The sequence below is a fragment of the Rhodoferax sp. genome, from assembly GCF_028714215.1.
GTDB lineage: Bacteria > Pseudomonadota > Gammaproteobacteria > Burkholderiales > Burkholderiaceae_C > Rhodoferax.
On record NZ_JAQTMS010000002.1, the window covers coordinates 1 to 12,975 of the forward strand.

A 12,975-nucleotide genomic window follows, 5' to 3' on the forward strand; every position below is an offset into this window, starting at 1 on the left:
TCCATCCAGTTTCTCCTTTCGTTTGCTTGGCGGCTCACGATTGGTAGTTTCTGCGATGGACACCTACGTATATGTCAAACTCCTACTGCCACCCCGGCAAAGCCGGGGGATCTCCCATTTGATTAGTTCCGTCTGGGAGGATGACGGCCTTTTTGAAATTGCCATTTGCGCCGCCAATGGCAAATTCTGCGGAGAGGCGCGCTGCTATACGACAAGGCAAGAAATGACAAAGTTGTCGCTAGCAATCGGCGGCTTCCCGAAATCGACAGCCGATGAAGTCCACTTTTCAACGTATTCCAGCGACCGCCTCTCCTACTTCAGCGTTCACTTTTTCTGCGTAGATGGTTCCGGACACGTGCTTGTTAGAGTAAAGGTCGCGGATATTGTTGCCTGCCATAACGCCCGTTCCGATAACAATTTGGCGGAGTTCGACCTGGCGGTAGAACCTGCCGCCATAGACACCTTCTCAAGTGAATTGGCCCGACTCGCTGGCGCCAATATTGGCGACGTTACGGCGGTGTTGAAGGGGAGCGGAAATTGACCCCCAGCGGCGTATGACCACCCAAGCACCCGTCGTCGTCGCGGCAGCGTTGATGACGGGTGCCGGAATTCCGCTCTCCCGACGAGAGTTTTTCCCTGCCAACCTCCTCGTTAACCTGGCAGTCCATCTGACCGGCATGGATGCCCGCGCATGCGCTCGAACTTTGCAGAATCAACGGCAACAGTAGTAGCATTCGCACCGGACTATGCAATCGTCCCGCAGACCTGACCCACGCTTATTTATCGACTCCCCCACAAACGGTTGCGCCACCCAGAATCGGATGAATCATGGCACGCGATAAAGGCCTGGAAGAACTGCTGAACGATGAGCTGAGAGCGGAACCGGGCATCACAGACAAGGCCATGTTCGGCGGCTGGGCCTGGCTACTGGACGGCAGGCTGCTGTGCGGCGCACGCGCTGACGGAATGCTGGTGCGTTTAGGCAAAGACAAGGATGGGTGGGCGCTTCAAACCCCGGGCATTGTTCCAATGTTCTCGGGCACCCGGCGCATGCAGGGTTGGGTTCGCGCCGATTCCCAGGCCTATGGCGACGATTCGCTCCGCCATAAACTGTTGACCTGTGCACTCGATTTTGTCCGATCTTTACCCCTGAAATAGGACGTCATTCCACACTTGCAACAAGCCATCGGTTTCGTTGGAGCTCAGCCATGAATCACCCACCATTCATTCCTCCGAACATCCAGCGCTCCGCGCTGGCGGCGGACATTGGGTCGACTATGGAAGAGGCAGCGCTGCTGAGCGAACTGCGCGAACTTGAGGTTGAGTTGCATCGCCCCACCGCTCGCGGCTCGCGTGAGCGGCTCGAAGAGTTGCTGCACCCCGACTTCACGGAGGTCGGCCGATCCGGCCGTTGCTACACGCGTGACGCCATCATCAAGCGACTGCTCGCTGAAGACGAGCGGCCCGACGTTTGGTCCGGGGAGTTCAATGCTCTGTCCCTTGACCAGTCGACAGCGTTGCTGACGTACAGGTCGGCGCACCTCGGGCCTGGCGGCGAACTTGCCAACAGCGCTCGCCGCGCGTCAATCTGGTCTCGCGGTGCAACCGGTTGGCAGCTCGTCCACCACCAGGGAACACCCGAACCTTCCGATCCTGAACAACTGTCCACTGCCGAGCTGGACGCAACAGTGGTTCGCATGGAGGCCCGGTTGTCGTCCTTGCCAAAGGCTGGCACCGCCCATCTTCTGAAGCTCTACGCACAACTGGTCCTGCGATTCGAGCAGGACCTTGGTACATCACCACGGGACGTTGCGCTGGCTCGCTCGGCTGCGCTCATGCTGGTGCAAGCTTTCGCGGCGACGGAGGGTGCAAGCTGAGCCGCTCAAGGGAATAGTCTCCAGCCCCAACTCCAAACGGGCTATCCGCCGCGTGCGCGATAGGCTAGGGGATGCGTGCCAAACACGCGCCTGAACCGGTCATTGAAGGTTGACAGGTCGCCAAAACCGTTGTCCAAAGCAACTTTTGTGACCGGCTCGCTTGTGGTCGCCAAGCGCACTGCCGCGCCGCGCAAGCGCAGGTTCAGCAGGTACTGGTGCGGCGTGACGCCCACCGTTTGCTGGAACGTGCGCAGAAAATGGTACTTGCTCATGATGGCGACATCCGCCAACTCGTCAAGCCCCAGGGATTCCTTGCTGGCGTTTGCCTGCAGGTAACTCAAGACCCGACTGACCCGTCGCTCGTCGCGAGCCGTGGCTGCCCGGCGCGTCGGTTGTTGGCCCGAGGCTGCGGACAGTATCGAGGCCACCAGCGTCGGCACACTTTGCCCGATCAGCAGTGCATCGCCCTGGCTGGCCAGGGTTTCGATTTTTGCCACCTGGGGCAGCAACCCCGGCATGGGCGGCAGTGCCGCGCGGCGGAATTTGTAGTTCAGCGCGCCGGTGACACTGGCCGCGATTTCATCAAACAGTTGTGGCGCGATATGCAGAGCGATGCAGCGGTCGCCGATACCGTGCTCATGGCCGCATTCAAAGCATTTTCCCTGGTTGCCCAACAACAAGGCGCCCGGTTGCATCAGCCCGCGCCCGTTGTCAGTCCTGTAGGTGAAGTGGCCTTGCATCACTGCGGCAATCGTGTAGTGCCCATGCTGTTCTTCAAAGGCGCGATCCCCTGGCCCGTAGTGGCAGGTGTATTCGGCGATGTCCCAGTCGGCCGCGGTGGCAATGGTGCGTGCCTGCGGCGCACCGGGTGGGCCGTCGGACTCCAGTTCCCCCATATCAACAGCATGCCGTGCCATGCGAATAATGTTAGCAATTTTCCCCAAGTCACGCATCGTCCGGCGTGCCACCATGGCGGCTCCAAAACTCATTCAAGGAAGTAGCCACATGATCGATCACGTTTCCATTGGGGTGTCGGACATTGCCCGCGCTAAATTGTTTTATGACGCCGCGCTCCAGCCCTTGGGCTACACCTGCCTGAGTCCGGGCGACTCGTCGCTGGGCTACGGCAAGGATGGCGTGCAACTGTGGATTAGCCACAGCGGCAGCCCGGTCGCGCCGGACCCTAGCTCCGGCCTGCATTTTTGCTTCCGAGCGCCGACCCGCGCCAGCGTGGCAGCGTTCCATGCCTCCGCGCTGGCGCTGGGCGGGCAGGACAACGGCCGCCCCGGGCTGCGTCCGGACTACGGCGACAACTACTACGCCGCCTTCGTCGTCGATCCCGACGGTTATCGGATCGAGGCTTATTGCGCCCGAGCGGAGTAATACCGGTAGAGTCCGTGACCCGCAGCGGAGCGGATGTGATCTTGTGAAAATGCCAGAATACGGCGGTTCAACAGATCCCGGCAGAACGGTCCCGGGGGAAGTACTGGTACTCAGGAGCCACCCATGGAATCGCAATTTGCATCGAACGTCCGCAACTCGGCCGAAGAATCGTTTGCCTCCGGCCTGTATTGCGCCGAGAGCGTTGTGCTGGCGCTGGCCAGGGCACAGGGCATCGAGTCTGATCTGCTGCCCAGGGCCGCCACCGCCTTTTGCAGCGGGATGGCCCGAACCTGCGGCACTTGCGGGGCGCTCACCGGCGCAATGATGGGTGTCAGTCTGGCGCTCGGTCGCAGCGAAGCCAAGGCGTCGGTGCAACCGTCCTACGAGGCAACGCAGCGGCTCATTCGCGAGTTCGAGCAGGAGTTTGGCGCCCGCGACTGTCACGTCCTGTTGGGATGCGATCTCAATACCCCGCAAGGCCAAGCCACGTTTCGTGACCAGCGCCTGGGTCAGCGCTGTGTCCAATACACCGGCAAGGCGGCCGAGATTGCGGCGCGCATTGTCAGCGAGATCAAGGGCTAGACAGACGGGCCGGCGGACACGGCACGGCTGCGGACGGCTTCACATCGCGCCGCAGCACTTCTTGTATTTCTTGCCGCTGCCGCACGGGCACGGGTCGTTGCGCCCCGGCTTGGCCTCGGCGTGCACCGTCTCCACGCGCGGGCCGAAGTTGCGCCACAGCTCGCGCAAGTCGTAGACCGCCCAGACGGCATCGGCAAACGCGTTCAGGCGCTGCACGCTGATGCTGGGCGGCGCGGCGTCGTCCAGCACCGACAGCGTGGCCGGCTCGGTGTCGTCTTCGGTCAGCGCCACGATGGCGTCCAGCGCTTCGTCGAGCCACTTGACGGCCTCCTTGTCGCGCGGCGGCGCCCACTCTTCGGGCCAAGCCTCCACCGCATACATGAAACCGAGCGCCCAGATCTGGCCGAAGGAAGGCACCGGGTCGCCTTCCAGGGTGGCGCGCTCCTCCTCCGGCAAGGCCGCGATGGCGCCCCGCACGTCCATCACCTCGGGCTGGTAGGCGGCCGCGTCGTCGAGCGAATCGATCTCGGCGTCTAGCGCTTGCGCCACTTCGTTCCAGCGCCGCGTCCAGAGTTCAAAAAAGCGCCGGCCCTGGGCCGCGTCGGCAAATGAGCCCTCATCCTCCTCGCCGTCCAGGCCGATCGCCAGCAACACCGGCAGGTACTCCGAGGGCGGGATGAGGCGGCGGCAGCAGATCAGCGCGGCCATGAAGCCTTCGCAAAACTCCCACTGCGGGGTCTCGTCGTAGCGGCTGCGCAGGTCGTCCAAGATGGCGTCGATCTCGTCGAACTCGTCGGCGCTCAGCGGCGCCGCTGTAAGGGCCGCGGACAGACCCGAAGGATAGGCGGCAGCAGGGGGCAAGTCTTGGTTCATGGTGACGCTCAGGCGTTCGGTTGGGGGATAGCCGCATTGTGCCCTGCCACGGCGCCCGGGCTGTCACAGCCATGTCTTATGCCACCCGTATTCTCGGCGGCTGCCCGGTCATGCTGGCCGGGTTTTGTTTTCCACCAATGGATATCAGGAGATTTACTTGAAGCCCAATCCATGTTCCACGACAGCACGCGCCAATGTGCCTGCTTTGTACCGCCCGCTGGCCGTCGCGCTCTTGCTGACCTGCACCCTGCTGAGCGCCTGCGGCGGCGGCAACAGCCAGACTCCGTCCGCCGACGCCAAGGCGCCGCAAATGCGCTGCGCATCCTGACCACGCTCGGCATTTACCGATTCCCAACTCTCCACTTTTTTTCAAGACCTCTTCATGACCATCCCTAGCAGACGCCACTTCCTGCGCACCGTCGTCAGCACCGCTGGTGCCACGGCCGCGCTCGCCATGTTCCCGCCCGCCATCCGCAGAGCCCTGGCGATTCCGGCCAACAACCAGACCGGCACCCTCAAGGACATCGAACACATCGTCATCCTGACGCAGGAAAACCGCTCCTTCGACCACTACTTCGGCACCCTCGCCGGCGTGCGCGGCTTCGGCGACCGGTTCCCGATTCCGGTCATGGATGCGCTGGGCAACCAGGGCAAGAACGTCTGGTTCCAGGCCAACGACAGCGACCCGGCCAATCCGCGCATGATTGCGCCGTTTCGCCTGAACACGGTGCAGACCTTCGACTACATGCGCGTCAACGGCACGCCGCACGCCTGGCTGGACGCGCAAGCGGCCTGGGATCACGGCCGCATGAACGCCTGGCCGAAGTGGAAGAAGAACCACGCCATGGGTTACTTCAGCGAAGCCGACATGCCGTTCCAGTACGCGATGGCCAACGCCTTCACTCTTTGCGACGCCTACCACTGCTCGTTCCAGGGCGGCACCAACACCAACCGCCTGTACAACTGGACCGGCAGCAATGACCCGCTGGGCAAGGCCAATGGCCCGGCCACCTACAACGACTACGACTGGTTCGAATCCGACCCCGGCAAGAACGGCGGCTACAGCTGGACCACCTACCCCGAGCGGCTGGAGAGCGCCGGCATCAGCTGGCAGGTCTACGAGAACATGGAAGACAATTTCACCGACAACCCGCTGGCCGGCTTCAAGGTGTTCCGTGACGCGTTTTACATGAAGCCCGGCTATTCGCAATCGCTCAAGGACCGCGGCGTCAGCACGCGCGACCTGGACCTGCTGAAGGCCGACGTGCTGGCCAACAAGCTGCCGCAGGTCAGCTTCATCGTGGCGACCGCCGAGGGCTCGGAGCACCCCGGCCCCTCCAGCCCGGCGCAGGGCGCCGACTACACGGCCAAGGTGCTGGATGCGTTGACCGCCAACCCCGAGGTCTGGAGCAAGACCGTGTTGTTCGTCAACTTCGACGAGAACGATGGCTTCTTCGACCACGTGCCGCCGCCGGCGGCGCCCAGCTACACCAGCTATGACGCCGATCCGGCGAAAGCGGTATTGGCCGGCGCCTCCACCGTGGACACCAAAGGCGAGTACCACGAAATCATCCTGCCCTACCAGACCAATCCGTACGAGCCGCTGGCGCTGCACCGTCCCTACGGTCTGGGCCCGCGCGTGCCCATGTACGTGATCTCGCCCTGGTCCAAGGGCGGCTGGGTCAACTCGCAGGTGTTCGACCACACCTCGGTGATCCGCTTTGTCGAGCAGCGCTTCGGCGTCATGGAGCCCAACATCAGCGCCTGGCGCCGCGCCGTCTGCGGCGATCTGACCAGCGCCTTCAACTTCAAGGACCCGGACAACACCGCGTTCCTCAAGAAGTTCCCCGATACCGTGGCACTGGCCAACCGGGCACGCGCACTGACCAAGAAGACGACACCGCCGACGCCGGCACTGCCCAATCTGCCGACGCAGGCCACCGGCAGCCGGCCCTCGCGTGCCCTGCCCTACGAATTGCACACTGCCGCCAAGGTGTTGTCGGCCAGTTCCATCGCGCTGACCTTCAGCAATACCGGCAGCGCCGGCGCCGTGTTCCATGTCTACGATCGCAAGCACCTGGACCAGATTCCGCGCCGCTACACGGTGGAGGCCGGCAAGCAACTGGTCGGCAACTGGGACCTGGCCGCCGACAACGGCGCCTACGACCTCTGGGTGCTGGGCCCGGCCGGTTACCACCGCCATTTCACCGGTACGGCGGTGACGACCGCCGCCGACCCGCTGCCCGAAGTGCAGGTCTGCTACGACATCGCCAACGGCAACGTCTATCTCAAGCTGGTCAACAATGGCAGCGCGGCGGCCAGCTACACCATCACCGCCAACGCCTACCTGAGCGAGGGTCCGTGGACCGGCACGCTGGCGGCCAAGGACAAGATCGAGCAGCACTGGTCTTTGCAGGCCAGCGGCCACTGGTACGACTTCACGCTGACGGTCAAGGGCTTGCCGGGCTTCTCGCGGCGTTTTGCCGGCCGGGTGGAGACCGGCGAAGCCAGCATCAGCGATCCGGCACAGGGTGGCGTGGCGATCGGCGATCAGCTCAAAATCGCCTGAGCACAACCGCGCCTTCATGACAGGAGCCCGCCCGGCAATGCCGGGCGGGCTCTTTTTCTGTTGGCGCCCGGTCCGGCTTCAGAGGACTGTTTGCGCCTTGACCGCCAACGTCAATAGGCGTTTTTTCAAACACAGCACGGCGTGGTCCTTGCTCAGCAGCGTGGTCTGATGGGCGACCGCCAGATCGATGAACTTCTGGTCATCCGGGTCGCTGCATGTCGGCTTGGTCCTGGTGGCAACATCGACCAAGCGGGCCTGGGCATCGAACTGCCGCAGCACCTGCGCCGCATCAAGTTGCTGGAGCGCCAGACGCGCCTTGATCTTCGGGTAGTCCAGCACGCGCAGCAGTTCCTCGCGCATGGGAGCGGTGGCCAGCCAGCGGACTGCTCCGGCGGCCAGCGCCAGCTTCAGGGCCTGCACAGCGGGGTCGTCAAAGACCAGCAGGTCCAGCACGATGTTGGTGTCCAGGACGATAGTGTGAACTTCGGTCGCCATCGGAAATTTGGGGTCAGAGCCCAATTTCGTTCACCGCTTCGTGTTTCGATGGCATCAGGGTCCTGAATTGGGATCTGACCCCAATTTTTCCGCCATCTTGCCGGCCACCATGTCGAAACGGAACAGGCGGCACTCGATCGGGCCGTTCCACATGGGCACCCGGCGCGATTCTTTCAGGCGCATCTTGCCGGGCAGTTTCAGGTCCGGCGAGAGCACCCAGGCGGTCCAGCCGGGGTAGTTCTTCTTCCAGTGCGAACTCAGCCGGCTGAAAAATTCGCCGCCGTCCTCCAGCTGCGCCTGCTCGCGTCCGCCCTTGTGCGCGCCCGCCACGCCGGCCACTTCGATCCGCTCGCCATAGGGTGGATTGAGCAGCATGACGCCCGGCGTAGTGCTGGGCGGCATGCGTTGCAAGGCGTCGCCGCCGCGGAACTCGATCACGTCGGCCACGCCGGCGCGCTGCGCGTTGCGCTGGGCAAAGTCGACCATGCGGTGCGCCACGTCGCTGCCGAAAATAATCGCTTGCTGGCCGGCGGCCCGGACCACTTCGGCGTCGCTGGCTTCCTTCTTGATGGCATCCCAGACGTGCTTCTGGTACGGCAGGTATTTCTCGAAGGCAAAGTGGCGCAAGCTGCCGGGCGCAATATTGCAGGCCATCTGGGCCGCCTCGATGGCGATGGTGCCGCTGCCGCAGCAGGGGTCGTACAGCGGCAGCAAATCGGCCTCGCCCTCCAGCCAGCCGCTGGCGGCAATCATGGCGGCGGCCAGTGTCTCTTTCAGCGGTGCCTCGCCCTTGTCCTGGCGCCAGCCGCGCTTGAACAGCGGCTCGCCCGAGGTGTCGATGTAGAGCGAGCAACTGTCGGTGCCGAGATGCGTGTAGATGCGCACATCGGGCCACTGGGTGTTGACGTCGGGGCGCACGCCGCCGGCCTTGACGCGGAAGCGATCGCACACCGCGTCCTTGATTTTCAGGGCGGCAAAATTGAGCGAGGTCAGCGGGCTGTGCTGCGCCGTCACTTCCACCTTGATCGACTCGCGCGGCGTGAACCAGACCTCCCACGCCACTTCGCTGGCGGCACGGTACAGGTCCTGCTCGTTGCGGTAGCCGGTGTACGACAGCAGCAGCAACACGCGCTGCGCCAGCCGGCTGTGCAGGTTGAGCAGCATGACATCGCGCCAGCTGGTCCGCAGCGCCACGCCGCCACGCTGCTTGAGCACCTCGGCCACCGGCAAACCGGTGATGCGCTGCACTTCGGCCGCCAGGTACTCTTCAACACCGGCGGAACAGGGGAGAAATAGTTGAAGCTGGTTCATAAAGCCTTTCTCAAAGACGCCGGCGCAATGCGCAGCCCTTCGCGGTATTTGGCCACGGTGCGGCGGGCACACTCTATGCCCTGCTCCTTGAGCATCTCGGAGAGCTGGTTGTCGCTGAGCGGCTTCTTCAAATTCTCGGCGCCAATGAATTGCTTGATCAGGGCCCGCACCGCGGTGCTGGAGGCATTGCCGCCAGAGTCGGTGCCCAGGCCGGAACCAAAGAAGTACTTGAGCTCGAAGGTGCCGAACGGTGTCGCCATGTACTTGGCGGTGGTGACCCGGCTGATGGTGGACTCGTGCAGGCCCAGCTCGTCGGCAATCTCGCGCAGCACCAGCGGCCGCATGGCCAGCTCGCCATGGCTGAAGAAACTCTTTTGCCGCTCGACGATGGCGGAACTGACGCGCAGGATGGTGTCGAAGCGCTGCTGGATATTCTTGATGAACCAGCGCGCCTCCTGCAGACGCTGCTGCAGCGCGGCGTAGCTGGCGCCGTCGCTGCCGCCGCCCCGGTGCTGCTTGAGGGCATTGGCATAGATGTCGTGCACGCGCAGACGCGGCATGACGTCGGGGTTGAGCCGGACCTGAAACCGGGCCTGGCCGCCTTTGCCGACCTTGACTACCAGCACGTCCGGCACCACGATGTTGCGCTCCACATCCAGGAAGCGGCGGCCTGGTTTGGGCTCCAGACGGCCGATCAGGGCAATTGCCTCGCGCACCGCGGCGTCGCTGGCATGGCACAGTTGCGTCAGCCGCTTGATGTCGCGCCGGGCCAGCAGGTCCAGCGGCTGGGCACAAATGCGCAGCGCCACCTGCACAGCTTGATTCGCCAGCACCTGGCTCGGGTCGACCGGCTGGGGCTTCAGCAAGGCCTTGAGTTGCAACGTCAGGCACTCGGCCAGATCGCGCGCGCCGACGCCCACCGGCTCCAGGCTTTGCAGCAAGCCCAGGGCGACGGTGAAGTGGTGCACCAGTTGTTCAACCTGCTCCTCATCCTGGCCGGCCAGTCCCCGCGCCAGCGACTCCAGTGTGTCTTCCAGATAGCCCTCGTCGTTCAGCGACTCGATCAGAAAGCGCAACGCGGCACAGTCCTCCGCGCTCAGGCGCAAGGCCAGCGCCTGGGCGTGCAGATGGCTTTGCAGCGATTGCTGGCTGCGCGCCAACTCGGTCACGTCGGTCTCTTCATCGGCGCCGAGGTTGTTGCCATGGGGCCGGGCATCGCCGCCCCACTCGCTGTCGTCGGGCGCCAGGGGGGCGCTGCCGTCGCCCTCCCAGCTTTGGCCATCGTCGGCCGACAGGGGTGCGGCGTCGGCGTCATTTTCGACGCTGGACGATGTCGATGCGGCGTAGTCAGGCGCCGCCAGGCCGGCAAATTCAGCCTCCGCCTCGTCTTTTTGAGGTGGTGTGTCGGCTTGCGCCAGACCAAATTCCTCGCGCGGCGCAGACTCGGCGTCAAGCTCCAGAAACGGGTTCTCGTCGAGCATCTGCCCGACCTCCTGGCTGAGCTCCAGCGTGGAGAGCTGCAACAGCCGGATCGACTGCTGCAACTGCGGCGTTAACGCCAGGTGCTGTGAAACCCGGAGAGACAGTCCTTGTTTCATCTACATCTTGAAGTGTTCACCGAGATACACGCGCCGGACTTCGGCGTCGTTGACGATCTCGGCCGGGGTGCCTTGCGCCAGCACGCTGCCATCGCTGATGATGTAGGCGTGGTCGCAGATGCCCAAGGTCTCGCGCACGTTGTGGTCGGTGATCAACACCCCGATGCCACGGTTCTTCAGAAAACTGATGATGCGCTGGATCTCGATCACGGCAATCGGGTCGATGCCGGCAAACGGCTCATCGAGCAGGATGAAGCGCGGTTGCGTGGCCAGGGCGCGCGCAATTTCGACCCGTCGGCGCTCGCCGCCCGACAAGGCCAGCGCCGGCGTTTGCCGCAGGTGCTCGACCCGCAAGTCCTGCAGCAAGCCGGTCAGACGCTTTTCGATCTCCGCCTTGGCCAGCGGCTGGCCCCTCTCGTCACGCTGCAATTCCAGCACCGCGCGCACATTCTCTTCAACGTTGAGCTTGCGGAAAATGGAGGCTTCCTGCGGCAGGTAGCTCAGGCCCAGGCGGGCCCGCCGGTGCATCGGCATGTGGGCCACCGACTGGCCGTCGATCGTGATATCGCCGGCACTGGCATGCACCAAACCGACAATCATGTAGAACGAGGTGGTCTTGCCCGCGCCATTGGGTCCCAGCAAGCCGACGATCTCGCCCTTGCACACCACCAGGGACACGTCTTTGACGGCCTTGCGGCTGCCATAGAACTTCTGCAGATGGCGGACTTCGAGCCGGCTCTCGCAGCAGGCCGCATCAACCCGCGAAGAGGCTTCGGCGACCTGCCCCTCGGGCGTCACGTCTGCTGTCACTTCTTCTCCTGACCCAGCGTGCCGGTGGAACGCAGCGCGGGTGTGACCGGGGCCGAGGCCGGAGCTGCCGCGCCGGCTTCCGGCTTGGGCGTCAGCATGGCCCGGATACGTCCCGTCGGCGCGCCAGCAGCGGCCTTGGCCGGGGCACCGTCGATGTTCAACAGGTTGCTGGTGTTGTTGTAGAAAATCACGCCGCCGGTGAACTCGTCGCTCAGCGCGGCACCACGGAAGCGGCGCAGTTGGGCGTTGTTGACGAGCTTGACCGCATCGGCGCGGCCGTCGTACTCGATGGACTCGGCTTCGCCCTCAAAGAATTCTTCCAACCCTTCGCGCTTTTGCCGGAAAAACGCCAGCTTGCCCGGCTCCGCCGTCACCAAGCCAAACTGGTAGCCCTGGGGGTCCTGGCGCACATCGATCCGGGCGCCCCGGATCAGGATCGTGCCCTTGGTCATGACCACCCGTCCGGCGAACACCGTGGTCTGCTTCAGATCGTCGTAGCGCATGGTGTCGGCCTCGACATTCATGGGCTTGTTTCGATCCGCGTTTTCAGCGTCGGCCAGGCCTGTGAAAAGAACCAGGGCAGCGGTCAAAATAAAGGGGAAATGGGGTGGTTTCATAAAGGCACGAATCTTGCTCAGAGGTCTTGCCTTTTGATTGTAACGACCACCGGCGACAGTTGGCCGGCATCCCGTGCAAAGAGGGCCCGATCAGGACCCTCATGCATCGTCCACAGCGCTTATTTGCCGCTTCGGGCGCGCCCTACCAGAAACTCAACCACCTGCAGGGCACGCTCCATGCTCTTGGCCATGACGCCATCGGTCCAATAGCGACCGGCCACGCCCAACGCCGGAACGCCGTCGATCTTGTAGGCGTTTTGCAACTGGACGGCACGCGTCGCCTTGGTGGCCGCCGAGAACGAGTTGTACTGCTCCAGAAACTTGGCCTTGTCGACGCCCTGCTTGACCACCCAGTCGGTAATTGCGTCGCCCTTGGCCAGGTCTTTCTTTTCGACGTGAATGGCGGTAAACACCTTGGCATGCAGCTTGGCCACCAAACCCATCGCCTCCAGGGCGTAGTAGAGGCGCTGCTGCGGTGCAAAACTATCCTGGAAAGCGACCGGCACCCGTCGCACCACAACGTCCTTGGGAACGCGCTTGGTCCAGGCATCGAACGTCGGTTCGAAGGCACTGCAGTGCGGGCAGTTGTACCAAAAAAACTCCACCACCTCGATCTTGCCGGCCGGCGCTTCGACCACGGCGGGTTTTTCCACCACCAGATAGTCGACACCGGATTCCGGGGGCTTGCCCTGGGCCAGCGCGTTCGACTGAAGCATTACGGAGCCGGCAACGGCAGCGCCACAGGCGAGGGAAAAATCACGACGTTTCATCTTCAAAAACTCCAGTTAAATCAAGACCCAAATCCGTCACGGCGAGGAACCAAGCGCCGCCGCGAGCCGGCCGGCGGCTTGGCGCGGACC

15 protein-coding genes are annotated in these 12,975 nt (G+C 63.5%); 7 read left to right on the forward strand and 8 right to left on the reverse strand.

Annotated features, from left to right (window positions below):
- The 3 genes from PHS32_RS00990 to PHS32_RS01000 all read left to right on the forward strand — a co-directional run.
- Positions 1–541, forward strand: a 541-nt coding sequence (locus tag PHS32_RS00990) for a hypothetical protein (RefSeq protein ID WP_301076891.1), incomplete at its 5' end; no start/stop codon positions are given.
- A gap of 287 nt (positions 542–828) precedes the next feature.
- Entirely contained in the window at positions 829–1,158 is a 330-nt protein-coding gene (locus PHS32_RS00995; protein ID WP_301076892.1) for a TfoX/Sxy family protein, read from the forward strand.
- A gap of 50 nt (positions 1,159–1,208) precedes the next feature.
- A complete protein-coding gene (locus PHS32_RS01000; protein WP_301076893.1) occupies positions 1,209–1,877 on the forward strand; it encodes a DUF4440 domain-containing protein in 669 nt (222 codons plus the stop codon).
- Between the two features lie 41 nt (positions 1,878–1,918).
- On the opposite strand, the gene PHS32_RS01005 is transcribed toward PHS32_RS01000, so the two are convergent.
- Complete coding sequence (locus tag PHS32_RS01005; protein ID WP_301076894.1) at positions 1,919–2,794, reverse strand: AraC family transcriptional regulator; 876 nt, start codon at positions 2,792–2,794, stop codon at positions 1,919–1,921.
- Between the two features lie 88 nt (positions 2,795–2,882).
- Here PHS32_RS01005 and PHS32_RS01010 point away from each other — a divergent pair, with 88 nt between their 5' ends.
- Entirely contained in the window at positions 2,883–3,260 is a 378-nt protein-coding gene (locus PHS32_RS01010) for a VOC family protein (protein ID WP_301076895.1), read from the forward strand.
- A 123-nt stretch (positions 3,261–3,383) separates the two neighbouring features.
- Positions 3,384–3,842, forward strand: a complete 459-nt coding sequence (locus PHS32_RS01015) for a C-GCAxxG-C-C family protein (protein WP_301076896.1) — start codon at positions 3,384–3,386, stop codon at positions 3,840–3,842.
- 39 nt (positions 3,843–3,881) lie between these two features.
- On the opposite strand, the gene PHS32_RS01020 is transcribed toward PHS32_RS01015, so the two are convergent.
- Positions 3,882–4,715, reverse strand: coding sequence for a UPF0149 family protein (locus tag PHS32_RS01020; protein ID WP_301076897.1), 834 nt, complete (start codon positions 4,713–4,715; stop codon positions 3,882–3,884).
- 157 nt (positions 4,716–4,872) lie between these two features.
- Between PHS32_RS01020 and PHS32_RS01025 the strand changes: the two genes are divergently transcribed.
- Both PHS32_RS01025 and PHS32_RS01030 read left to right on the forward strand, forming a co-directional pair.
- Complete coding sequence (locus PHS32_RS01025) at positions 4,873–5,043, forward strand: hypothetical protein (RefSeq protein WP_301076898.1); 171 nt, start codon at positions 4,873–4,875, stop codon at positions 5,041–5,043.
- A gap of 54 nt (positions 5,044–5,097) precedes the next feature.
- Positions 5,098–7,284, forward strand: coding sequence for a phosphocholine-specific phospholipase C (locus tag PHS32_RS01030; RefSeq protein ID WP_301076899.1), 2,187 nt, complete (start codon positions 5,098–5,100; stop codon positions 7,282–7,284).
- A 78-nt stretch (positions 7,285–7,362) separates the two neighbouring features.
- On the opposite strand, the gene PHS32_RS01035 is transcribed toward PHS32_RS01030, so the two are convergent.
- The 6 genes from PHS32_RS01035 to PHS32_RS01060 all read right to left on the reverse strand — a co-directional run bounded on the left by PHS32_RS01035 (position 7,363) and on the right by PHS32_RS01060 (position 12,885).
- On the reverse strand, positions 7,363–7,803 hold the full coding sequence (locus PHS32_RS01035) for a putative toxin-antitoxin system toxin component, PIN family (RefSeq protein WP_366143453.1): 441 nt from the start codon (positions 7,801–7,803) through the stop codon (positions 7,363–7,365).
- A gap of 30 nt (positions 7,804–7,833) precedes the next feature.
- Positions 7,834–9,090, reverse strand: coding sequence for a class I SAM-dependent RNA methyltransferase (locus PHS32_RS01040; RefSeq protein ID WP_301076900.1), 1,257 nt, complete (start codon positions 9,088–9,090; stop codon positions 7,834–7,836).
- Positions 9,087–10,688, reverse strand: a complete 1,602-nt coding sequence (rpoN, locus tag PHS32_RS01045; protein ID WP_301076901.1) for an RNA polymerase factor sigma-54 — start codon at positions 10,686–10,688, stop codon at positions 9,087–9,089. Before rpoN ends, PHS32_RS01040 begins: the two co-directional genes overlap by 4 nt.
- Entirely contained in the window at positions 10,689–11,486 is a 798-nt protein-coding gene (lptB, locus tag PHS32_RS01050; RefSeq protein WP_301077073.1) for an LPS export ABC transporter ATP-binding protein, read from the reverse strand.
- 8 nt (positions 11,487–11,494) lie between these two features.
- The gene (gene lptA, locus PHS32_RS01055; protein ID WP_301076902.1) at positions 11,495–12,115 is read right to left on the reverse strand and encodes a lipopolysaccharide transport periplasmic protein LptA; all 621 of its coding nucleotides are present in this window, start codon (positions 12,113–12,115) and stop codon (positions 11,495–11,497) included.
- A gap of 119 nt (positions 12,116–12,234) precedes the next feature.
- On the reverse strand, positions 12,235–12,885 hold the full coding sequence (locus tag PHS32_RS01060; protein WP_301076903.1) for a thiol:disulfide interchange protein DsbA/DsbL: 651 nt from the start codon (positions 12,883–12,885) through the stop codon (positions 12,235–12,237).
- Positions 12,886–12,975 lie beyond the last annotated feature (90 nt).

Coding starts and splice junctions, on each gene's coding strand:
- PHS32_RS00995 (WP_301076892.1), top strand. CDS start 829: ATGGCACGCGATAAAGGCCTGGAAGAACTGCTGAACGATGAGCTGAGA.
- PHS32_RS01000 (WP_301076893.1), top strand. CDS start 1,209: ATGAATCACCCACCATTCATTCCTCCGAACATCCAGCGCTCCGCGCTG.
- PHS32_RS01005 (WP_301076894.1), bottom strand. CDS start 2,794: ATGGCACGGCATGCTGTTGATATGGGGGAACTGGAGTCCGACGGCCCA.
- PHS32_RS01010 (WP_301076895.1), top strand. CDS start 2,883: ATGATCGATCACGTTTCCATTGGGGTGTCGGACATTGCCCGCGCTAAA.
- PHS32_RS01015 (WP_301076896.1), top strand. CDS start 3,384: ATGGAATCGCAATTTGCATCGAACGTCCGCAACTCGGCCGAAGAATCG.
- PHS32_RS01020 (WP_301076897.1), bottom strand. CDS start 4,715: ATGAACCAAGACTTGCCCCCTGCTGCCGCCTATCCTTCGGGTCTGTCC.
- PHS32_RS01030 (WP_301076899.1), top strand. CDS start 5,098: ATGACCATCCCTAGCAGACGCCACTTCCTGCGCACCGTCGTCAGCACC.
- PHS32_RS01040 (WP_301076900.1), bottom strand. CDS start 9,090: ATGAACCAGCTTCAACTATTTCTCCCCTGTTCCGCCGGTGTTGAAGAG.
- rpoN (WP_301076901.1), bottom strand. CDS start 10,688: ATGAAACAAGGACTGTCTCTCCGGGTTTCACAGCACCTGGCGTTAACG.
- lptA (WP_301076902.1), bottom strand. CDS start 12,115: ATGAAACCACCCCATTTCCCCTTTATTTTGACCGCTGCCCTGGTTCTT.
- PHS32_RS01060 (WP_301076903.1), bottom strand. CDS start 12,885: ATGAAACGTCGTGATTTTTCCCTCGCCTGTGGCGCTGCCGTTGCCGGC.